This window comes from Actinocrinis sp. (assembly GCF_035650855.1).
Taxonomy (GTDB): domain Bacteria; phylum Actinomycetota; class Actinomycetes; order Streptomycetales; family Catenulisporaceae; genus Actinocrinis.
Genome location: NZ_DASRGV010000027.1, coordinates 14,352 through 36,378 on the forward strand (window position 1 = coordinate 14,352; position 22,027 = coordinate 36,378).

Below are 22,027 nucleotides of genomic sequence, written 5' to 3' on the forward strand. Positions count from 1 at the left end.
TTACTTCCTTGGGGGATGATCCGTGTCCACGCCGACCTTCGCGCCTGACGGCTCGTACCCTGGTGGCTCTTACTCTGACGGCTCGTCACCGGCCGGGTCGCCGACCTCGTCGCCGCTCTATGACGAGCTGCTGCGGACCAGCGGCGGCTGGCCGACGCTGCCGACGCAGAATCTGCAGCCGACCCAGACCCAGGTCATGCCACAGATGTCGGCGCCGCAGATGCCGCCGCAGATGGCGCCGCCGCCCGGGGCTTCGATGATGCCGCCGATGCCGCCGCCCATGCCGGGACCGGCCGGCTATCCGCCGCAGGCCGCGCCTTCGTGGCCGGGTGCCCAGACCCAGACGGCGCCGCCGGCTCAGCACACGATGAATCACCTGAGCCCGGCCACGCTCGCCTTGCTGCGCCGGCTGCCGCCTCCGCCGCCCGAACCGCGTTACTTCGGCCGCAACCGTTCCCCCGCCGACGAGCACCGGGACGTGACCGGCGGGTGGCTGCGCGCGGCGGTGTTCGGCGCCATGGACGGCGTCGTCACCAACGCCTCGCTGATCGCCGGCGCCACCGGAGCGCACGCCACGAATCACACGATCCTGCTGACCGGACTGGCGGGTCTGGTCGCCGGCGCGTTCTCGATGGCCACCGGCGAGTACATCTCGGTCACCTCGCAGAACGAGGTCACCAGCGCGGAGATCGAGGCCGAGCGGCGGGAACTGGAACGCAATCCCGGCCGGGAGCTCGCGGAGCTCGCCGAGGTGTTCATGGGCAAGGGGCTGGAGCCCACGCTCGCCCTCGAGGTCGCCAGGCAGCTGTCCGACGACCCGGAGCAGGCGCTGACCGTCCACGCGCGCGAGGAACTGGGCATCGACCCGGACGACCTGCCCTCGCCGTGGACCGCGGCCAGCGCCTCGTTCGGCGCCTTCACCATCGGCGCGCTCACGCCGCTGCTGCCCTATCTGATCGGGGCGGCGTCGTTCAAGGCCTCGTTGATCCTGGCCAGCCTTTTCGCCTTCGGTGGCGGCGCCGTCGTGGCGCGGGCGGCCGAGCGGCCGGCAGCGCAGGGCGGGTTCCGGCAATTCGCGCTCGGCGCACTGGCGACCGGCATGACGTTCCTGGTCGGACATCTCGTCGGCGCGCAAGTCGGATAACGAATGATGGGGTGGGGGTAAAAAGCCGCGCGGCGCGATCCGGGTTTCTTCCTCGGATCGCGCCGCGCAGGCCTGCGCTCGCACTGCTGCTTCGACGGGCGCCTATCAGTGCACGATGTATCGGCCCACCATGCCGCCGGCCATGTGGTCGGTGACGTGGCAGTGGTAGAGCCAGTCGCCGGGATTGTCCTCGGTGTACTCCACCGTCAGCGTCGTGGAGGGTCCGAGGATCTGCGCGTCGACGTACTGCCCGCTCGGGTCGCGCCAGCGGTGTCCGTGCACGTGGAAGACGTGGAACTCCTTGCCGAGCGCGGCCACCCGCCACCGCACCCGCTCGCCGAGCCTGGCGGTGAACGTCGGGGTGTTGCCGAGATAGCAGGCGCCGTTGAAGCAGTCATAGTCCTGAGACAGCGCGGGCACGTCGTCCTGGTAGAGGTCGTGGAAGAAGAGCACGAACTCCCGGTCCACGGCCGGGGTGTGCCGATCGGTGATGGCGACGATGCCGAGCAGCCCGAGTTCCGCGCCGAGTTCCATGCCCGGCCCCATCGAGCCCATTCCCTGCGCGACCGAGTGGTCGTGGTACGGCCAGGTGCCCACCGAGGAATCGACCGCGGTCCAGGTGTAGGTGTAGGTCTCGCCGACCTTCACCGCCCGGCCCGGCAGGTTCGGCTGGGTCGCGATGTACGCGCCGTCGCCGGCCGGCGTGTACCTGAAGCCGTGCGTGTGCATGCTGTGTGGCCAGCGGTAATGCGTGTCGTTGTTGCGGAAGTGGACCACCACCGTGTCGCCGACTTCGGCGCGGATGATCGGCCCCGGGATGCCGGTGTTCGGCCCGAGGTCGTCGTTGCCGGGCAGCACTTGTTTCCAGCCGGGCGTATAGGCGCGGTAACCAATGGCCCAGAACGTCGAGTCCGAGGCTTTGAAACTCGTGCCCATCATCAGGTCTTTGCCGGTGGGGACCAGGTTGTGCTGGAAGCTGTCGGCGGAGATCCAGTACTCGCGGGTGCGGGCCCGGTGCAGTGGCGCGGTGGCCGCGTCCGCCGCCGGGGCCGTGGCGAGGGTGGTGCCGGCCAGCGTCGTCGCGGCGCCTGCCGAGAACAGCGTGCGCCGGCTGAGCCGGAAACGGTCGATGGTCATGGAGAACCCTCCGAGACTGCGCAGGTGGATGCTGCACGCGAGGGTGCAGACCGGGAGAACGGGACGCGGATCGGCTCGCCGTAGGCCTGCAATAAGTTTGGTTAGCCTTACCTAATAGCGAGCGGCGCTGGGAGCCGAGGTTAGGGGTGGCGCGCCGTCGGCGTCAAGGTTCGAAGGCGCGGAGATTCGGCCGGGCCGGGGATTGAACCGAACCTGTGACGCACTCGTGTTCAGCCTTCGAAAGTCGGGCTGTACCAACGCGGTCCGGCCGGCTGGGCGCGCAGCTCAGCCGGCCGGAGCATCGATCCACTCATCAGGGAACGATGACGCGTGCCCGATTCTCGGTCGCGATTTCGAAGCCTGCGAAAACTACCCGAGAAATGCCTCCCGGGAGACTTGCGCGAAGCCGAATCGCAAGTAAGGTTAGGCTAACCTAACTAAGGCGAAGGGCCTTGGTCGGGAGCCTTTCCGTCCCCTGCTCAGGAGTTGCCGATGCGCCGCACCCCCCTACTGATCGCCGCCCCTCTCTCCGCAATCGCCCTCGCGGCCACGGCCAGCGGGTGCAGCACTCTAGGCGGCACGTCCGCGACGGCGGCGCAGGTGTCCGGCACCACGAATCTGGTGCTCTACAGCGGCCAGCACGAACAGACCACCGCGCTGCTGGTGTCCGCGTTCGAGAAGTTGAACCCCAATATCAAGGTGACCGTCCGCAGCGACGACGAGGGCGCGCTCGCCCAGCAGCTGCTGCAGGAGGGTTCGAAGTCGCCGGCCGACCTGTTCTTCGCGGAGAATTCGCCGGCGCTCGAACAGGTTCAGGAAAAGGGCTTGCTCGCGCCGGCCCCGGCCGAGGCGCTTTCCGCGATTCCGGCCAAATACGACTCCCCGCAGGGCGACTGGGTCGGTATCACCGGGCGGGTCACCTGTCTCGTCGTCGGCGCCGGCGTGCCGGCCTCGCAGGCGCCTACCTCGGCGCTGTCGCTGGCCGACCCGAAGTACAAGGGCAAGCTCGCCTTCGCGGGCAGCGAGACGGACCTGCAGCCGATGATCACCGCGCTGGCCGACAAGTACGGGACCAAGGCGGCCACGGACTGGCTCAACGGGATCAAGGCCAACGCGGCGGCCCACCTGCTGCCGGACAACGAGACCGTCACCAAGGACGTGGACACCGGCCAGGTACAGATCGGCGTCGTCGACAACTACTACTGGTACCGCCAGGCGGTCGACGACGGCGGGTTCGACAAGGCGCACTCGCGCATCGCCTACTTCGCGGCGGGCGACCCCGGCTACGTGTTGAGCGTCTCCGGCATCGCCACCCTGGCCTCCAGCAAGCACAAGGACGCGGCCGCCTCGTTCATCAAGTTCCTGGCCTCGCCCCCGGCCGAGAAGATCATCGCCGACTCGGACAGCTTCGAGTACCCGCTGCTGCCCGGCAGCCCGGCGAACGCGGCCGAACCGCCGCTGACCACGCTGACTCCGGGTACGGTCGGCGTCGACAAGCTCGGCGACGGCTCGACCGCCATCTCGCTGCTCCAGCAGGCGCAGCTGCTGTGAGCGCCCCGACGATGCAGGAGGGCGCCCTCGCGGCGCCCTCGCTCCCCCAGACGTCCGCTGCAGCCGCTGCCCCCGGGCTCGTGCTCGTGGCCGCGCGCCGAGCCCGCCGCCCACCGGTCCTGCTCGGCCTGTCGCTCGCCGCGTCCGCACTGGTGCTGCTGCCGATGGTGTTCCTGGTCTACCAGGCCGCGCAGGCCGGCTGGGCGCCGCTCGAGCGGCTGCTGTTCCGCTCGCTCACCGCGCACCTGCTGATCAACACGGTCGAGCTCGCGGTCTGCGTCACCGTCCTGTGCGCGATTCTCGGCACCGCGGCGGCTTACGCGACCGAACGCACCGATCTGCCGCTGCGGCGGATGTGGTCGGCGCTGATCGTGATCCCGCTCGCCATCCCGGACTTCATCGTCGGCTACACCTGGTCCTCGCTGTGGCCCTCGCTGCACGGGCTGGCCGGCGCGGTGCTGGTGATGACCCTCAGCCTCAACCCCCTGATCTACCTGCCGGTCAAGGCGGCGCTGCGCGAGGCCGACCCGGGCCTCGAGGAGGCCGCCCGCTCGCTGGGCCTGAGCCCGCTGGGCACGTTCCGCCGGGTGACCCTGCACCAGATCAGGCCCGCGCTCATCGGCGGCAGCCTGGTGGTCTGCCTCGCGCTGCTTGCCGAGTTCGGCGCGTTCGAGATCCTGCGCTTCCAGACCTTCACCACCACGATCTTCACCGAGTTCACCATCGCCTACTCCACCTCCGCGGCCAGCGCGCTGGCTCTGGTCCTGGTGCTGCTCGGGCTGGGTGTGCTGGTCGCCAGGCACTACGCCGCGGGGCGGCACGGCCGGGTCTCGCGCGCGAGCGGCGGCGCCCGCCGTCCGCCGGTCCGGCACCGGCTCGGCCTGCGCGTGATCCCGGTGACCCTCGGCTGCCTGGCGCTGACCGGGCTGTCCCTCGGCGTGCCGATCTCGACCCTCGGCTACTGGCTGACGCGCACGCAGCCGACCACGCTGCCCGCGGTGGCCCCGGTGCCGACCGCCGCCGAGACCACGCTGCTGTACGCGCTGCTCGCGGCCGGCGGGGCGATCCTGCTGGCGCTGCCCGTCGCGCTGCTGGTCGAGCGGCATCCGGGTCCGCTTTCCCGGGTGCTGGAATCGGTGACGCTGAGCGTGCAGGGCCTGCCCGGCCTGGTGATCGCGATGGCGCTGGTGTTCTTCGCGGTGCGCTACGCCTTCCCGCTGTATCAGAGCCCGATCCTGATGGTCGCGGCGTACTCGGTGCTGTTCTGCCCGCTCGCCCTGGTCTCGGTGCGTGCCTCCCTCGCGCACGCCCCGGCCCGGCTCGAGGAGACCGCGCGCTCGCTGGGCAAGCGGCCGCTCGGGGCGCTGCTGCGGGTGACCCTGCCGCTGATCGCACCGGGCCTCGCGGCCGGATTCTGCCTGGTGTTCCTGTCCGTGGTCACCGAGCTGACCGCGACGCTGCTGTTGCTTCCCTCCGGGGTCAAGACGCTGGCCACCCAGTTCTGGGCCTTCCAGAACGACCAGTCGTACGCCGCGGCGGCCCCCTACGCGACGGCGATCGTGGCGATCGCGGTCGTGCCCGGCTATCTGCTGGGCGTGTGGTTCGACAAGAAACGAGGAGCCTGAAAGCCATGACGCAGATCGCCGAACTGCCGCGACTCGAATCCGCATCAGGGCCCGCAGCCGCGGCCGCGACCGGGTCCGAGTCCGAATCAGCGCCGTCGCTCGTGCGCATCAGTGGCCTGTATAAGTCGTACGGCGCGACGCCGGTGCTGCGCGGCGTGGACCTGACCATTCGCACGGGCGCGCTCACCGCGGTGCTCGGGCCGTCCGGCAGCGGCAAGACCACCATGCTGCGGCTGCTGGCCGGCTTCGAACGCGCCGACCGCGGCCAGATCGAGCTTGGCGATCGGACCGTGGATAACGCTCGTAGCGCGGTGCCGCCGGAGAAGCGGCGCATCGGCTACGTACCGCAGGACGGCGCGCTCTTCCCGCATCTGACGGTGCGTGAGAACGTCGGGTTCGGTCTGCCGCGGGCGCAACGGCGCTCCGGGCGTATCGAGGAACTGCTCGAACTGACCGATCTGAGCGGCATGGCCGGTCGGTACCCGCACCAGCTCTCCGGCGGCCAGCAGCAGCGCGTCGCCCTCGCCCGCGCCCTCGCGCCGCGCCCGGACCTCGTGCTGCTCGACGAGCCCTTCTCCGCGCTCGACGCCGCGTTGCGTACGTCGGTCCGGGCCGAGGTTCTGGCGATCCTGCGGGCCACCGCCTGTACCGCGATCCTGGTTACCCACGATCAGGATGAGGCCCTTTCGATGGCCGACCGCATCGCGGTCCTGCGTGAGGGCCGAGTCGTGCAGCACGGCACTGCCCGGGAGCTGTACGACACGCCTGCGGACCCGCAGCTGGCGTGCTTCCTCGGCGAAGCCAACCTGCTCGACGCGACGCTCACCCCGAGCGGCGCCGACCTCGGCCCGCTCGGCCTGTTGGCGGTGCTGCCCGAGTGCGGCGGCAGTTGCGCCGAGAGCGAGCGCAGGGAGGACGCTGGCGCGAGCAATGGCGCGAAGGACGCTGCTGCGGCTACAGCCACGGCCACGACCGCAAGCATCGGCACCACCGCTACCGCGCTAATCCGGCCCGAACAGTTCTCCGTCGATGTGTGTGACGACGCGGCGGACGACGACTCCGCGAGGGCCGGAATCCCCGGCCTTGTGGAGCGGTGCGATTACTACGGCCACGACGCGATGCTCACGGTGCGACCGCAGGCCGAGCGGGCCGACAACGTGCGGCGCCTGCCCGAGAAGCTGCTCGTCCGCATGCCCGCGGGCGGACAACTCTCGGCGGGCACGCTCGTCAAGCTCACCGTGCGCAGCCCGATCGCCGTCTGGCGCGCGGAGGACGTCCCTGCCGCCGCGTGATCTGCGGAGCCGTACTGGAGCCGTGCAGGAAGAGCAGCGTCGGGGTGCTGATCGTTCGGGCCAGCACCCCCACGGTGCGATGAAGGCGCGGCAAGGTCTAGGTTGAGTCCCGGAAACCGAGCGGGAGGCGACGATGGCTGACGGCGGCGTGCACTTCGACCCCGAGGTGACGGTGGCCAATCCCGCGCGGGTATACGACTACTGGCTCGGCGGCTCGTCGAACTTCGCCGTGGACCGGGAGCTGGGCGACCGGATGATCGCCATCGACTCGCGCGTGGTGCCGATGGTGCGGGAGAACCGGCACTTCCTGCGCCGCGTGGTCACTTGGCTGTGCCGGCACGGCGTGACCCAGTTCCTTGATCTGGGCTCCGGGATTCCGACCGTGGGCAACGTGCACGAGGTCGCCACCCGCGTCACGCCGGAGGCGAAGGTCGCTTACGTCGACAGCGAGCCGGTGGCCGTCGCGTACAGCTCACGCATCCTCGAAGGCAATCAGAACGCGACGATCACACACGCCGACCTGCGCGACTCGGAGACCGTGCTGTCCGCGCCGACGGTCGCCGGGCTGCTGGACTTCAGCCGACCGGTCGCGGTGCTGGCGCTCTCGGTGATGCAGTACTTCGACGACGCCTCGGATCCCGCCGCCATGCTGGCCCGCTATCGCAAGGTGCTGGTTCCCGGCTCGTACCTGGCGATCTCGCATATCAGCGCGGACGATCCGGACGTGGACATGGACGGCCTCGCCGACGCGACGAAGAACGCCACCGTGAGCGCGCATCCGCGCACGCGGGCCGGGGTGACCGCGTTGTTCGGCGACGCGCAGCTGGTGCCGCCGGGACTGGTGTGGGTCGGCGGATGGCATCCGGAACCCGGCTCGGCCGAGCCCGTACCGGGAATACTCGGCGGGCTCGGCCGGGTGGGTTGACTGACCGGCTGATCATTTCGTGCTTCGGATAAACACCTTCATGGTGTGGATGAACACCTTCGTGCTTTAGATGAATACCGCCGCGCGTCAGCCGCCGAGGCGGAACTGCTGCGCCACGGTGCCGTTGCAGTCGTAGATCTGAAGCAGGTCGCCGGAGGCCTCGTCGTTGTTCGGATCGTCGAGGCAGCGCCCTGATTGCGGGTTGAGCAGCGAGCCGTTGGACTGGCTCAGCCAGGTTTGAGAACCGCTGCCGTTGCAGTCGAACAGCTGAACCTGCGTCCCGTTCGCGGTTCCCGCGTTGCGCACGTCGAGGCACTTACCGAAGACGCGGATCGTGCTGTCGCCGGGCGCGAACCAGCGCTGCGCATCGGTCTGGTTGCACGTGTAGAGCTGCACAGCGGTCGCATACGACGGATCGGCGCCGGCCACGTCCGCGCACAGCCCGCCGGGCCCGTTGATCGGACCTGGGGGCAGCTTCCAGAGCTGGGCCGCCGAACCGTTGCAGTCGTAGAGCTGCACTTGGACCGCGCCCGGCGTGGTGTTGCCGTTCGGGTCGTCGAGGCAGCGCCCTGATTGCGGGTTGAGCAGCGCGCCGTTCGTCTCGGCGACCCAGGTCTGGGAAGCGGAGCCGTTGCAGTCAAACAGCTGCACCGGCGTTCCGTTCGCCGTGCCCGCGTTGGCGGCATCGAGACACTTGCCGAGAACCTGCACAGTATTCGTGCTCGTATACGCGATCTGCTGCGCGGCGGTGTGGTTGCAGGTGTACAGCTGGATCGGCGTTGCGTTCGCCGTCGATCCGCCGCGTACGTCGAGGCAAAGGCCGCCGTCGCCGATGACCTCTCCGCTCGTCGGATTCGCGGTCGCGCTGCCGCTCAGCGAGATCGTGTGCGCCGAGCTGACCGGAAGCGCGGCGGTGACGACGGTTGTCGTCCGCAGATTCGGGTTGTAGGACCACGCGGTTTCCGGGACCTGAACGCCGTCGACGAACACCGCCGTCGGCGCGTTCGCGTTCGACAGCCGCAGCGTGTAAGAACGCCGGCTTGCCGCGCCGCTGAAGCCGCCGCTGTCGGCTCCGATGGTCAGCGTCCGCGCGGCATCGCTCCACGAGATCGGCGTGCTCGTGGACTGGCCGCTCTGGTAGCCGGCCCCCTCGCCCGCGTCCTGGTAGAGCGGGAACGAGCCGTCCGCTCCGGCCGCGACCGAAAGCGTGAGCTGCGTCAGCGGCTTCTGCGCGGCGTCCTGGACGTAGTCGGTGCGCGTCGGCATGATGCCGCCGCTCTTGATCAGCACCGGCATCGCGGAAAGCGGGTCGGTGATGGTGACCGCGGCCGGCCCGGTATAGCTGGTGCCGGTGAAGTAGTCGGTCCAGGTGCCCGGCGGGATCCAAGCGCTGACCGAGCCGTTGCCGTTGGCGTCGTTCGGCGAGGTGATCGGCGCGACGAGGACGTTGTCGCCGTACAGGTACTCCTGGTTGTAGGTGTACGCCTCGTTGTTGCCGGGATAGTCGAGATACAGAGGCCTGATGATCGGGACGCCGGTGGCGTGCGCCTGTTCGGCGAGGGTGTACGTGTACGGCACCAACGCCTCACGCAGCCGGAGGAAGCGCTCGGCGCTCGCGTCCGCGGCCGCTCCGTAGTTCCACGGGAGCCGGTCGCCGTGGTCGGAGTGCAGCCGATCGATCGGTTGGAAGGTGCCGAGCTGCACCCACCGCGCGTACATGTCGTCGGCCAGGTGGTTGCCGTGGAAGCTGCCGATGTCGTTGCTCACGTTGGAGATTCCGGCCGCGGCCTCGTCCCCGGCGAAGTGCGCCTCGAGCGACATCATCGCCCAGGTCGCCTCGGTGTCGCCGGTGAACTGCATCGTGTTGCGCCGCTCTGACCACGGCCCCAGCGCGTAGGTGCCCAAGTCGCCGGCCTGCTCGGAGGAGCCGATGCGGCCGAAGGAGAAGCCGCGCAGCCCGCGTGCCGCGTCATCCTGCGCGTAGGCCTGGTTGATGAAGTTGTCCGGGGCGACGTGCGGGTCGCTCGCGGTGGAATTGCCGCAGCCGCCGCAGTAATCCAGCCACCATTCGCGCACGCCCTGCTGCTCGAAGGGCTTGTGCAGGTTGAAGTAGGCGGCCAGCTGGTTCGGGTTCGACCAGTCGAACTCGTAGTCGCCGGAGCGGCCGGGGTCGGGGGAAAGGCCGCCGGCGGTGGAGTTCGCGGCGGGGAATTGCGGATCGTTGCCGGCGATGCCTACGTGGATGTTGAACGAGGTCTCAAGGCCCTGTTGCTGTGTCCAGGCCATGAACGCGTTCGGGTCGGGGAACAGGGCGCTGTTCCAGTTCCAGCCGTCCCACTGGTTCGGTGCCTTCCAGTCGGTGTCCACGACCAGCCAGTCGAGCGGCGTGAAGGTGCTGCGGAAGGTGGGCAGCAGCGTGTTCTCGTAGTCGGCGGCGGTGTAGGCGTAGTAGCGCGAGTACCAGATGCCGTAAGCGGATTCGGGCAGCAGGTTTGCCCCGCCGGTCAGTGCGTTGAGATCGGAGAGGCCCTGCTTGTAGTTCGTGCCGTAGCCGAAGAAGTAGCCGTCCTGGTAGGGCTGCGTGCCGTGGGACGGCCGATCGGTCACGGTGCCGTTCGCGTTGAGCAGTGCCGAGCGCGAGTCGTCCAGCAGATACCAGCCGTCGCGGTCCAGGATGCCCGGATGCTCGATCGAGGTGGCAGGATTCTGATTGTCCAGCGAGCTGGCCCAGCCGCCGAGCGTGTCCTTCGGCCCGGCCCCATATGCCGTGGTCAGCAGCGAACTCGAAGCGCCGGGCGGCGGATAGGCGGCGCCGGAGGCCGTGACGGCGAGGCTGTCGAGGTTCACGTTGCCGCTGTCGGAGGGATTCTGCACGATGCCGATCGTGTTCACGCCGGCCTTGAGGCTGACCGGGACGGACACTGTCGACCAGGTGTCCCAGGATGCTGTGACCGGGAGTGTCAGCGTCGGGCCTGGTGCGCCGTTGACGGTGGTCGAGAGGGTACGCGTGGTGTCCTGTCCGTCGCCGCCGGTCGCGTTGGCATATCGAACACTGAGTTGGTAGGTGCCGGAGGACGGGACTGCCGAGACGTCCTGCTGAATCCCGCTGTGCGCCTGGTTGAAGCCGGCGACGAATCCGGAGCCGGTGTAGTTGCTGTGGTCGTACGCGGTCGAGGCACCCCAGCTCAGGAGGCTGTTCTCGGCCTCGCAGGCCGTGGCGAAGGCGCAGTAGGAGGGGAAGGACGGTGCGGCGGTGACGTTGGTCCCGGAGACGACGACCGAGGTGTTGGCGGCGGTGAAGGGGCCGCTGCCTTCCTTGTAGCGCAGGGTGAGCGAGCCGGTGTCGATCTGCCGGTAGCCGCCGCTGACCGAGGTGGTGAACGGCACGGCCGGGAATGATCGGTTCACCGCGTTGAATGTCGCGGCGTCCTGGAACTTGCCGTCGCCGGCGTATTCGAGCCGGATCAGCGTCGGGGTGAGCACTTCGAAGCGGGCGCTGCCGTCGGTGACGGTAGCGGAGGCGGCGGTCGCGCGGGCCGATTTGGCGGCCGCCGGGGGAGCGGAGGTGACGAGCGCGGTGCCGAGGAGGGCGAGCAGCGCGGCGGTTGCGGTCAGCGTGCGGGCTGGGATCGGGGTCGGAGAGGTGGTGCGTGGCGATTGTGGGTACATGCCTGCTCCACGATGAGGCGCGAGGTTGACAACGTTGTCAGTTTGCTGTTTAGCAGAACCACAGCAGTCGAACAAGACCGGTCAGAGCAGAACCGGCTTGAACAGAGGTCCGATCAATTCTCCCCGCGATCGAACAAAGGTGGCGCGGCGGTCACGGTCCGACGACGGATTCCCAAGGGTTTCGTTAGCGTCTGGTAACGATCGCGTATGGCCTCTGATGCGCCCTTGATCCGCAACGCCCGCGACGTCACCATGCTGCGCATGGCCACGGTCGTCGCCTTTCACGCGCACCCGGATGACGAGGCTCTGCTCACCGGCGGCACCCTCGCGCGCCTCGCCAGTGAAGGCCATCGCACCGTCATCGTCGTGGCCTGTGACGGGGTCACGGGCGAGGCGACCGGCGAGGATGCGACGCGGCGGCTCGATGAGCTGCGCGCGAGCGCCCGGGTGCTGGGCGTGGCGCGGGTCGCCCACCTCGGCTATGCAGACAGCGGCTGGGGACCGGCGTTCTTCCCCGACCCGGCCGATCGCGCGCGGTTCGCCCGCGCACCGATCGAGCAGGCGGCACAGCGGCTCGCCGACATCCTGCGCGAGGAACACGCCGACGTGCTGATCAGCTATGACCCGCAAGGCGGATACGGGCATCGCGACCACGTTCGCGTCCATGAGGTCGGCGCACGCGCCGCCCGCCTGGCCGAGGTGCGCCGTGTCCTACAGGCGACCGCGCCGCGCGAACCCCTGGTGCGGACCTTCCAGGTGCTGCGCGCGGTCGGCCTGCTGCGCGGCTACGACCCGGAGACGATCCGCACGTCGTACAGCCCGCGCGCCGCGATAACGCACCGGGTCGACGTGCGCCGCTTCGCCGGAGCCAAGCGCGCGGCGCTGGCCTGCCACGCCTCGCAGGTGCGCGGAAAGGGACGCGCTTCGCTACCGCTGCGCGCGTTGGCGGGCCTGCCGACGCCGTTGTTCGCGCTCTTACTCGGTCACGAGTGGTACGTGGACCCGGACGCGGTAGTCGGCGGTTTCGTGCGCGAGAAGATCGTGTAGTCGAGGTACCGGAGCATCGCGGCTCGGCGGTACCTGTTACTCCCGGGACGTCTGGCTCCGGTAGGAGTGGCCAAGCTCCGGTCCGAGGCCGAAGTAGTGCCGGAAGTTGTAGATCAGCGGACTCCACGCGGCCGGGTCGATGTGGTCCGTCCCCGGCACCACGATGCGCGGGTCGGCGTGTACCTTGCGCACGACCGCCTCGACGATCACGAAGTCGCCGGAGATGTCCGCCCGGACCCGGGCGGCGCGTGCCTCCAGTTGCAGCGGGCACTGCGCCACCCGCGGCGGCCGCACCGTGTGCGAGGGCTCGGGTCGCAGCCCGGCCGCGCCGAACTTGTCCGGCTCGAAGCGGCAACCCGCGTGCTTCGACGCGGGCACCGGGTCGCGGCCGGTCAGCGGGGCGAGCCGCTCGACCTCGCGCCACTGCGCCGGAGCGGGTAGGTTGATCACCAGGTCGGGCCGTCTGACGAGGTTGTACGCGCTCTGTCCGTCGCGGCCGAGGCCGAGCACCACGGTGCGGCCGAGCGCCCACGCCGAGGACATCGGCGCGAGGTTCGCCGAGCCGTCCTCGTTCTCGGTGGAGAGCAGGACGACCGGCGTGCCGAAGTACAGGATGCTCGGCTCAATCGCTACGTGCTCAATCGCTGCCTGCTCGATCGCGACAGGCTCTGTCGCTACCTGCTCGGTCGTCCGATCCCGACTGCCGGCCGAAGCGATGGCTTCGGTGATTGCTGCGTCCATGGTCGCGAGCCTAGGCAGCGGACGCTTCGGTGCCCGCCGAAGCGTCGCCGACGACAATGGGACGTATGGACGCAAAATCCGCGCGCACCAGCGGCCCCGATCTCGCCTCCGTGGCCAGGCTCATCGGCGACGAGACGCGCGCCGCGTTCTGTCTCGCCCTGCTGGACGGCCGGGCGTGGACCGCCACCGAACTCGCCCGGCACGCGGGTGTCGCCGCGTCCACGGCGACCGAGCATTTGAACGCGCTCGTCGCCGGGAGCCTCTTCGCGGAGGAACGCCAGGGGCGGCACCGCTACGTGCGGCTGGCCGGCCAACAGGTCGCCGAGCTGATCGAGAACCTTGCCGCGATCGCGCCGGAGCGGGCCGCACCGGTCAGCTCGCTGTCCGCCGCCAACCGGCGCCGAGCGCTCGCGCACGCGCGCACCTGCTACGACCACCTCGCGGGCGTCGTCGGCGTGGCGATCACGGACGCGATGACCGAGCGCGGACTGTTGGATTGGGCGCACGGCCTCGCGCTGACCGATGCGGGCGGCAAGTGGCTCGCCGATCTGGGCATCGAGGTCCACGCGAGCGCGCGCCGGCCGGCCGTGCGCTCCTGCCTCGATTGGACCGAGCGGCGCCCGCATCTGGCCGGAGCGGTCGGCGCCGCCGTGTGCCGGCACGCGTTCGACCGGGGCTGGATCACTCGGGTCGGTTCGACGCGCGCGGTGACCGTGACGGACACCGGACGCGAGGTGCTGTCCAGCGGACTCGGTTTGCCCGGGGAGGTCCTGGAGCGGCGCCGGTCCTGAGTCGGCGCATTGCGGATCCGTCCGTCTCAAGTAAGCAGGGGTTCTGATACGGCGGACCGCCCTGCGCGCGAATCGCTCTCGCGCGCAGGGCGGTCGTTGTGCGGATGCGGGTACGGATGCTGATACGGCAGAGCCGGTCAGCCGAGTACGAACTTGAACTTGCCCGTGCCCTCGTGCGGACCGGCGCCGTTCGCCGTTCCGGTGAGCGTCACGCGAAAGTGCATCGTGCTCGGATTCTTGTCGACCGCGCCGCCGGGATCGTCGCAGCCGCCGGGCAGCTGCGCGGCCCCGCCACCCGTCCACCAGGCCAGGACCGCCTTCGCGGCGCTGTCCTGGACGAACCAGGTGGCAGGCAGGGAGGTGACCGTGTAGGCCGTGGTCGTGCCGTTCTTGTCCCGCCGGATCTTGGCGGCGTCGGTCTTGTTGAAGTAGTACTCGAACTCGCTCTTCGTGCGCTTGTCGACGAAGTGGCTGACGCACTCCTCGGCGACGTTCTGTGCCTGCTGTGCGCTCGGGGGCATTTCAATCTCCTACGGGTATCGGAAGCGGTCGTGGCCTTTCGGTCCGGTGCGGCGGCCCTCAGTCGGGCTGCACGGTCCAGCTGTTGTCCGGATTGAGGGTGGCAAGCATCGAGAAGACCCCGGGCGGGAACGCGACCGCAGCCTTGTCGCTGATCTGCTCCTCGTCGATGACCTGGCCCGCGGTGAACACGCCGGCGGTGATCCAGTACTCGGGGTGCGGAGTGAACATCAGGTTCTGATTCGGCTGGGCGACCACGGCGAAGGTCCCCGCGCCGGACATGCCGACGCCGACGCTGGCCTCGCGCAGCGGGATGGTGGCGTCCTCGTGGATGTAGAGGTTGCCCGGCTGCGGCGTGGGCACCGGCTGGGCGCCCTCGTCGAAGGTGTACGCGCCGTTGAGGTAGCTGAGCTGCGCTTGCTGCGGCGCCGTCTTGCCGTACGGGTCGGCCGGCCAGTCCTGGGAGGCGTCGAACAGCGAGCCGACCGCCAGCTCGCCGTTGTTGGACCAGACGAACGAGTAGTCGATGGTCCACCTGAAGTGCACGGTGGTGGTCGGATGGGCCGGCTCGGCGAGCCAGGCGAGGGCGTTGACGTCGGGCACGCCGAGGTCCGGCGGGCTCTGGTAGACGCACAGGTCGACGTAGTTGGTCGAGTTGTTGACGACGGTCAGGCGGTACTCGGTGCCGGCCATGGAACGCTCCTTCGGGGTCCGGCGCGGTGGCCGCAGGCCGAGGTGTCGCCGTCGGCCCGCCGCCCCGCGTGATCGTTGACTGGTTTAGCGGGCAATTCCGGATCGATTTCAGGAACGTCCGCCGAGTTCAGCGAAACAACGCGAGGCGAAGAGCGTCAACACTCTGAATTACGTTTCACTCGATCGGCCGTATTGTCGGCTTCAGTGCTTATGGCATGATTTTTCTCGGCGGAGCGGACGATATGTTCCGTCGCGGTCGCGACCTGCCGGGGAAAGGTACGCCGATGAACTGTCTCGTGTGCGATGCGCAGCTGCCCGCCCCGGCCTCGGCAGGTCGGCCGCGCCGCTACTGCTCCGCCGCCTGCCGACAACGCGCCTATCACGCACGGCACGCCGCTGAGCAGCCCATTCCACCGCCGCAGGCCACCAACGAGCGCAACCTCGAAGGCCGGCTCGACGAGCCGCTGCTGGCCGCGATCGTGTTCGTCCCGGTCGACGGCGAGGCCGCGGTGTACACGGCGCAGTCGTTCGCGGAATTTCCGTGGCGGCGGCTCGTCGAAGAACTCAGCGCGGCCCGAAAACACCAGCCGGTCGACGGCGACGGCATTTAGCAACCCATTTAAGAAGGCGTCGCGATTGCATCACTGACAATTCCGCGACGAAATATGACGAAGCTTGGCCGAAACGCTCACCATTCCGGGTGCGGCACATACACGCAGGCGTTCGCGTCCGCGCCGTTCGTCATGAGCGAGTTGCCCGGAGGCGGCGCGGCGGTCGTGTCTGAGGACGAACCGCCGGTCGACGGTGACGAAACGGGGCCGCTGCCGCTCATCGCCGGGACGAAGGTGGTCCCGCTGGTCCAGTCGCCCCCGATGACGAGCGTCACCTGCGCGAAGTCCCCGGATTCGTGCATCGCCGAGCTCGGGATTCCGAGCGCGGCGGCGACCGCTGCCGCCGAGTCGGCGCGATCGGCCGGGAAGTACAGCGCGCTGGTCTGAGTCGGCGCCGCGTTGTCGGTCTTGAGCAGCGCACTGGTGAAGCCGTCGCCCGCCAGCGCGGACCGGATCGCGGCGGCGCGTCCGTCGACGCCGCTGCCGTTCTTGATCAGCACGCGCACCGCCGCCTTGTTCACCGACAATTTCCCAGAACCCTGCGAAACTCCGCTCGCGGCGGAAGCCGACGCCGACGCGGGCGATCCCGCCGACGAGGATGCCGAGCCGGAGGCCGCGGTGCGGGTGTAGGGAGTGTCGGCCCTGATCGCCGCGAACATCCGGTCGGCCTCGGGCTGCTGGAACTGCAGCTGGCTCAGCCGCCAGGCCGCATTCGGGCCCGAATAGTCCACCGTCGGCACCGACAGCATGGTGACCCGGCTCGTCGGCACCTTCCCGATCTCCTGCGCCAGGCTCAGCAGATCCGTCACGCTGCTCAGCTGGGAGTCCACGGTCAGCGCCTTGGTCGCCGCGTCCGCGACCGAGTAGAGCGTCATCACGTGCGTGAGCGAGGCGTTGTCCTTGAGCTTGCGCAGCAGCGCCGCCATGAACAGGTGCTGGGCCTGCTCGCGGTAGACCTCGTTGATGAACGCGTGCCGGGTGCGCAGCCAGCCGAGCGCCTGCGTGCCCTGGACCACGGTTCTGCCCTTCGGCAGCTTCAGGTGTGAGAAGTCGTCCTCGATGTTGTTGGTGACGCACACCGGCACGCCGCCCAGAGCGTTCGACATCGTCACGATGCCGGCCATGTCGATCTCGATGAAGTGGTCGATGGTCAGCCCGGTCAGGTCGTGCACCGCCTCGACCGAGCACGACGGGCCGTGCACCAGGGAGGCGTTGATCAGGTCCACCGGGTCGTGCGCGCAGGCCGGCAGGTTCACGATCGAGTCGCGCGGGATCGACATCACCGTCATGTTCGAGCGGTCGGCGGCCAGGTGCAGCACCATCATCGTGTCCGCGGTCGGCGCCGTGTCCGCGCACGCGCCGCCGAGGTGGCAGTCCGCGGCGTCGATCCGCCCGGCGTTGCCGAGCAGCAGGACGTTCAGCGCGGTCTGACCGAAGCGGTTCGGCACCTCAGCGGACTGAGTCACGCCCTGCGGCAGCAGCGGCGCGCTCTTGAGGTTCTGGTTGAAGTGCACGTAGACGTACGCGGCCGCGCCCCCGGCGGCGAGCACGACCGCGGCCAGCGAGAGCCCGATCCACTTCAGCGCCTTGCGCTTGCGTTTCCGTCGGTGGGTCATGCCCGCAATGACGCCTCGCCCGGGGCCGCGGAATCGCGGCTCTTGTATCAAAGTGTCACGGCGAGGCAACGGCATGGTCCGTGTCGAGGGCACGGTGTCGGGGAGTGCGTCGAAGGGCGCGGTGACGGTGGGCGCGGTGTCGAGTGGCGCGGCGCGGTCGAACCGCTTACCGCAGGCCTGCCGATCCTCCGGCATTGATGCCGGGACGCGGCCAAGAAAGCTTCAACTGAAGATTAAGCGCGGCTGGTAAGGCTCGCTGACTAGGCGCCGGCCTGCGCACTGCCTGCTGACATCGTTGTCTGGTCTAGTCCGATTGGACTAGACCTATCTTGACAAGCGTGATCCGGCTCGGTAGACCGTTGACGTTGCCCTCACCGGTGGACGGCGCATCCGTCGGATCGAGCCAACCTGCCCCGCGCGGCGCGAGTCCGCCCACCCGGCCCCCCGGCCGGCCGGACTCCGCGGCGGACGGCCGGTGGCCGTTCACCCGATTGGAGTCGCGACGACGATGGTGTCGAATCGCCGTTCAACCAGCCGGCCCCGCCGGTCTTGCCCGCCCCCGCCCGGGGCCTGCCCGTCCGCGCGCTCGGCGTCCGGGTACTGCGCCGCCGCGAACTCGGCGCCCACGACCTCCGCCTTCGCTGACGCGGCGCCCGCGTATCCGGCGACCGGCCCCCGTTAGCGGACCCGCCCGTACCCGGATCCGCGCTGCGGTCAGCTGCATTCCGACCACGCAACCCACCCCCCAAGCCCGGCCGGATCCGGCGCCCGCACTGCGCCGGATCCGGCCGTCCGGCGCACTCCCTTCCCACCCCTCACTGGAGCCAGGAGACATGCGTAGACCCAGACGCGCCGTACTCGCGGCGGCGACCAGCGCGGCCGCCGTCGCGATCGGCACGAGCATGGCGCTGCTCGGGGCGACCAACGCCCAGGCCGCACCGACCAACACCACCGGCGCCGCGGCGACCTCGGGCGGACTGAAGATCGCCTACTTCGACCAGTGGTCGATCTACCAGAACGCCTTTTACCCCAAGAACCTCGACACCGAGGGCCTCGCCGGGAAACTCAACTATCTGATTTACGACTTCGAGAACATCGACCCGACCAACCTCACCTGCTTCGAGACCACGAAGGCCACCGACCCCGACCCCGGCGGCGAGACCGATCCGAACGCCGGCGACGGCGCGGGCGACTCCTTCGCGGACTACCAGAAGTCCTACGACTCCTCGATCTCGGTGGACGGCACCTCCGACGCCTACGGCATGCCGATCGTCGGCAACTTCCACCAGCTGCAGGAGCTGGAGAAGAAGTACCCGAACCTCAAGGTCGAGGTCTCCCTGGGCGGCTGGACCTACTCGAAGTACTTCTCCGACGTGGCGGCCACCGCAGCCTCGCGGCAGAAGTTCGTCTCCTCCTGCATCGACATGTTCATCAAGGGCAACATCCCGTCGCAGGGCGGCTACGGCGGCCCCGGCACCGCGGCCGGGATCTTCTCGGGCTTCGACATCGACTGGGAGTACCCGGGCAACGCGGGCGGGCACCTCGGCAACCACTACTCGGCCGCGGACAAGCAGAACTACACCCTGCTGCTGCAGGAGTTCCGCACCGAACTCAACGCCCTGACCAGCAGCACCGGCAAGCAGTACACGCTGTCCGCCGCGGTACCGGCCGGCCAGGACAAGATCGCGGACATCGAGACCAACAACGTCGGGCAGTACCTGACCTTCGCCGACGTGATGTCCTACGACATGCACGGCGGCTGGGAGAGCACAGGCCCGACCAACCACCAGGCGCCGATCTACGACAACCCGAACGACCCGATGAGCCCGGTCGCCCCCGGGACCTCGAAGTACACGGTCGACGAGGCGGTCAAGGCCTGGACGGTCGGTGATCCGCAGTACGGGATACCCGGCGGCTTCCCGGCCGGCAAGCTGACCATCGGCGTGCCGTTCTACTACCGCGGCTGGACCGGGGTGTCGGCCGGCGCGAACCACGGCCTGTTCCAGGCGGCCAGCGGTCCGGCCACCGGCGCCGCGCTCTCCGGCAACGTGCCGGGCATCCGGATGTACAAGGAACTGGGCGGCGTGGTGGACAACTCGTCGGACACCTTCTGGGATCCGGCGGCGCAGGCGGCCTACTTCTACGACGGCTCCAACTTCTGGACCGGCGAGGACGCCCAGTCGATCCAGGCCAAGGCCGACTATCTGCACTGCAACGGTCTCGGCGGCGCGATGATGTTCTCGCTCTACGACCTCGACCCGGCCGCGACGCTGTTCAACGACACGGTCACCGACGTCAACGGCTCGGCCTCGCAGTGCCCGGCCGCGCCGCCGTCGCAGAGCGCGAGCGCCAGCCCGACCTCCACCGGCGGCGGTTCGCCGAGCCCGAGCACCTCGCCCTCGGCCTCCCCGACCGGCGGCACCGGCTCCTGCTCGGCTCCGGCGTGGGTTTCCACGACTGCCTACAACGGTGGCGCTGTGGTCTCCTACAACGGGCACACCTGGACCGCGAAGTGGTGGACCCAGGGCGACATCCCGGGCAACAACTCGCAGAACGTCTGGACCGACAACGGGGCGTGCAGCGGCGGCGGTAACCCGAGCCCGTCCGCTTCCTCCACCGGCGGCGGCTCCTGCTCGGCTCCGGCGTGGGTGTCTACGACCGCGTACAACGGTGGCGCTGTGGTCTCCTACAACGGGCACAAGTGGACCGCGAAGTGGTGGACCCAGGGCGACATCCCCGGCAACAACTCGCAGAACGTCTGGACCGACAACGGAGCCTGCTGAGTTAGAGTCCTGATACAAGGCGCGACGATCAGAGAACATAAAAGGCGGGGCCGCCCCTGGCGCAGCTCAGGGGCGGCCCCGCGGCTCGCGGAAGGTCAGCCGACGGAGCAGGCGGTGCCGTTGAGCGTGAAGCCCGTGGGCGCCGCGGCGTTGCCGGTGTGGTTCGCCTGGAAGCCGAAGCTGGTGTTGCCTCCGGCCGGGATGGACGCGTTGTAGCTCACGTTCGTCGCGGTGACCGCTCCGCTGGACGGACTGATCGTCGCGTTCCACGCGGACACCACGGTCTGGCCCGAGGGCAGGGTGAACCCGAGCCGCCAGCCGTTGATCGCGCTGGTGCTGTTGTTGGTGATGGTGATGTTCTCGGTCAGGCCGGTGTTCCACGCGCTGACCGTGTCGCTGACGTGGCAGGCCCCTGATCCGCCGCCGCCGCTCTGCGACGGTGAGGCGGACGGTGAGGCCGAGGGCGAGGTGGACGGCGACTGGCTGGGCGAGGTGCTCGGCGACGGAGTGCCGCCGCCGCTGCCGTCGAGACCGAAGAAGTGGATGGCGATGGCCGCCATGCCGGACAGCGGCAGGCTGTGTCCGACGCCTGCGATGCTGTACGCGTCAACCACCGGGCTGGTGGCGCTGCCGTAGGTGGTGTGCGTCCAGGAGCCGTTGACGACGCTCGTGGAGGACGGGGTCTGACTCACCCCAAGCACATTGGTCCACTGCTTGATCTCCTCGCCGAAGTTGTTGTAGTTCAGCGTGGTGTCCGCGGTGCCGTGCCACAGCTGCATGCGCGGCCGAGCGCCGCTGTAGCCGGGGTAGGCGTTGCGCACGTAGTCGCCCCAGGCCTGCGGGGTGTTGCTGACCTGGCCCTGGGCGCAGGCGGAGTTCCAGCCGTCGACCGTGCCGGTGTAGAAGCAGTGGAAGGGCACGCCCATGAATGCTGCGCCCGCCTTGAACACGTCCGGGTAGTCGCCGAGCATGACGTCCGTCAGCATGCCGCCTGAGGACGCGCCGGTGAAGTACACCCGGGACGAGTCACCGTTGTTGTGCTGCTCGACGTACTGGACCATCGAGACGATGTCCGCCGGGTCGCTGTTGCCGTTGTGGCTCAGCGCGGCGTCCGAGGACACGTCCCAGCACTGGCCGCTGCGGTTGGCGTCGGGGTAGATGACGATGAAGCCGTACTTGTCGGCCAGCGAGGCGAACTCGGTGCCGGAGTAGAACGCGGGTCCGGTGCCGGTGCAGTAGTGCGCGGCCACCAGGATCGCCGGGTGGGCCTGCACGCTGTTGGGCACGTATAGGTACATCTTGCTGTTGCCCGGGTTCGATCCGAAGTTCGTGATCTGCACCAGGGAGGCCGCGTGCGCGGCCGGGGCGAGCGCGATCAGCAGGCCGAAGGCCGCGGACACGGCCGCGGACAGTACCGCGGCCAGCGCTCTGGTTCTCTTCTTCACGGGCGCTCTCCTCCTTCGAGGAGTCTTGGTCGAGACGACGCTGTCTTGTCGGCCGGGCCGACGGTAGGAGTCGAAACATTTCGATCCAGAGCCCGGTACCGTGGGTGCGTGTGACGGTAGGTGTGCGCACCCTGCTTCGTCAAGGTGCAGGTCATGGATCTAGAAATGTTCCGGGTGAATGACGGAAAATTTCACGGCCCGCTGACCTGGAACGGCAAGTAGCGACCGCATCGCGGCAGTATCCCGGCCGCAGAGCGAGCGAGGCATGGGGGCCGGGCTCTCGTGCCGATGACCTTCGCCTGGCTGCGTTGTCGTCGGTCGACGGCCGCAGTGCCAGCTTTGCGGCTGGCGCCGCGTGGCGGGCCGCCTCCCTCCTCCGCCCTGCCATGCTCGGCCCTCGACCCGCTCGCCCACGCGGCGTCAGCCGCAAAGGCAATA

The 22,027-nt window shown here is 69.2% G+C and carries 17 protein-coding genes; 9 read left to right on the forward strand and 8 right to left on the reverse strand.

Features of this window, described 5'->3' with window-relative positions; all coding sequences use genetic code 11:
- Nucleotides 1–367: 367 nt before the first annotated feature.
- A complete protein-coding gene (locus tag VFB40_RS02210; protein ID WP_414642008.1) occupies nucleotides 368–1,144 on the forward strand; it encodes a VIT1/CCC1 transporter family protein in 777 nt (258 codons plus the stop codon).
- A gap of 105 nt (nucleotides 1,145–1,249) precedes the next feature.
- Here the strand turns inward: VFB40_RS02210 and VFB40_RS02215 are convergent, their stop codons facing one another.
- A complete protein-coding gene (locus VFB40_RS02215) occupies nucleotides 1,250–2,281 on the reverse strand; it encodes a multicopper oxidase domain-containing protein (protein WP_324847552.1) in 1,032 nt (343 codons plus the stop codon).
- 492 nt (nucleotides 2,282–2,773) lie between these two features.
- Between VFB40_RS02215 and VFB40_RS02220 the strand changes: the two genes are divergently transcribed.
- From VFB40_RS02220 to VFB40_RS02235, 4 genes are all read left to right on the forward strand, one after another.
- Nucleotides 2,774–3,832: an extracellular solute-binding protein gene (locus VFB40_RS02220; RefSeq protein WP_324847553.1), complete on the forward strand. Its 1,059-nt coding sequence runs from the start codon at nucleotides 2,774–2,776 to the stop codon at nucleotides 3,830–3,832.
- Entirely contained in the window at nucleotides 3,829–5,457 is a 1,629-nt protein-coding gene (locus tag VFB40_RS02225; RefSeq protein WP_324847554.1) for an ABC transporter permease, read from the forward strand. Before VFB40_RS02220 ends, VFB40_RS02225 begins: the two co-directional genes overlap by 4 nt.
- 5 nt (nucleotides 5,458–5,462) lie before the next feature.
- Nucleotides 5,463–6,749 carry an ABC transporter ATP-binding protein gene (locus tag VFB40_RS02230; protein WP_324847555.1) on the forward strand — a complete coding sequence of 429 codons (1,287 nt, stop codon included), beginning with the start codon at nucleotides 5,463–5,465 and terminating at the stop codon, nucleotides 6,747–6,749.
- Nucleotides 6,750–6,882: 133 nt separating this feature from the next.
- Entirely contained in the window at nucleotides 6,883–7,674 is a 792-nt protein-coding gene (locus VFB40_RS02235) for an SAM-dependent methyltransferase (protein WP_324847556.1), read from the forward strand.
- 87 nt (nucleotides 7,675–7,761) lie between these two features.
- Here VFB40_RS02235 and VFB40_RS02240 read toward each other — a convergent pair whose 3' ends face one another.
- Nucleotides 7,762–11,343, reverse strand: a complete 3,582-nt coding sequence (locus tag VFB40_RS02240; RefSeq protein ID WP_324847557.1) for a ricin-type beta-trefoil lectin domain protein — start codon at nucleotides 11,341–11,343, stop codon at nucleotides 7,762–7,764.
- Between the two features lie 261 nt (nucleotides 11,344–11,604).
- Between VFB40_RS02240 and VFB40_RS02245 the strand changes: the two genes are divergently transcribed.
- Nucleotides 11,605–12,390, forward strand: a complete 786-nt coding sequence (locus VFB40_RS02245) for a PIG-L deacetylase family protein (protein WP_349261308.1) — start codon at nucleotides 11,605–11,607, stop codon at nucleotides 12,388–12,390.
- 36 nt (nucleotides 12,391–12,426) lie between these two features.
- Here VFB40_RS02245 and VFB40_RS02250 read toward each other — a convergent pair whose 3' ends face one another.
- A complete protein-coding gene (locus tag VFB40_RS02250; RefSeq protein WP_324847559.1) occupies nucleotides 12,427–13,131 on the reverse strand; it encodes a flavin reductase family protein in 705 nt (234 codons plus the stop codon).
- A gap of 56 nt (nucleotides 13,132–13,187) precedes the next feature.
- On the opposite strand from VFB40_RS02250, the gene VFB40_RS02255 reads away from it, so the two are divergent.
- Nucleotides 13,188–13,922 carry an ArsR/SmtB family transcription factor gene (locus tag VFB40_RS02255; RefSeq protein ID WP_349261304.1) on the forward strand — a complete coding sequence of 245 codons (735 nt, stop codon included), beginning with the start codon at nucleotides 13,188–13,190 and terminating at the stop codon, nucleotides 13,920–13,922.
- Between the two features lie 137 nt (nucleotides 13,923–14,059).
- Here the strand turns inward: VFB40_RS02255 and VFB40_RS02260 are convergent, their stop codons facing one another.
- On the reverse strand, nucleotides 14,060–14,443 hold the full coding sequence (locus VFB40_RS02260) for a hypothetical protein (protein ID WP_324847561.1): 384 nt from the start codon (nucleotides 14,441–14,443) through the stop codon (nucleotides 14,060–14,062).
- A 58-nt stretch (nucleotides 14,444–14,501) separates the two neighbouring features.
- Complete coding sequence (locus tag VFB40_RS02265; RefSeq protein WP_324847562.1) at nucleotides 14,502–15,134, reverse strand: RhiA family protein; 633 nt, start codon at nucleotides 15,132–15,134, stop codon at nucleotides 14,502–14,504.
- A gap of 215 nt (nucleotides 15,135–15,349) precedes the next feature.
- Between VFB40_RS02265 and VFB40_RS02270 the strand changes: the two genes are divergently transcribed.
- Nucleotides 15,350–15,745, forward strand: coding sequence for a hypothetical protein (locus tag VFB40_RS02270; RefSeq protein WP_324847563.1), 396 nt, complete (start codon nucleotides 15,350–15,352; stop codon nucleotides 15,743–15,745).
- Between the two features lie 77 nt (nucleotides 15,746–15,822).
- Here the strand turns inward: VFB40_RS02270 and VFB40_RS02275 are convergent, their stop codons facing one another.
- A complete protein-coding gene (locus VFB40_RS02275; protein ID WP_324847564.1) occupies nucleotides 15,823–17,361 on the reverse strand; it encodes an LCP family protein in 1,539 nt (512 codons plus the stop codon).
- Between the two features lie 483 nt (nucleotides 17,362–17,844).
- Nucleotides 17,845–17,988: a hypothetical protein gene (locus VFB40_RS02280; protein ID WP_324847565.1), complete on the reverse strand. Its 144-nt coding sequence runs from the start codon at nucleotides 17,986–17,988 to the stop codon at nucleotides 17,845–17,847.
- A gap of 206 nt (nucleotides 17,989–18,194) precedes the next feature.
- Here VFB40_RS02280 and VFB40_RS02285 point away from each other — a divergent pair, with 206 nt between their 5' ends.
- Nucleotides 18,195–20,144, forward strand: coding sequence for a glycosyl hydrolase family 18 protein (locus VFB40_RS02285; protein WP_324847566.1), 1,950 nt, complete (start codon nucleotides 18,195–18,197; stop codon nucleotides 20,142–20,144).
- 95 nt (nucleotides 20,145–20,239) lie between these two features.
- On the opposite strand, the gene VFB40_RS02290 is transcribed toward VFB40_RS02285, so the two are convergent.
- Nucleotides 20,240–21,589, reverse strand: a complete 1,350-nt coding sequence (locus tag VFB40_RS02290) for an extracellular catalytic domain type 1 short-chain-length polyhydroxyalkanoate depolymerase (RefSeq protein ID WP_324847567.1) — start codon at nucleotides 21,587–21,589, stop codon at nucleotides 20,240–20,242.
- Between the last annotated feature and the right edge of the window lie 438 nt (nucleotides 21,590–22,027).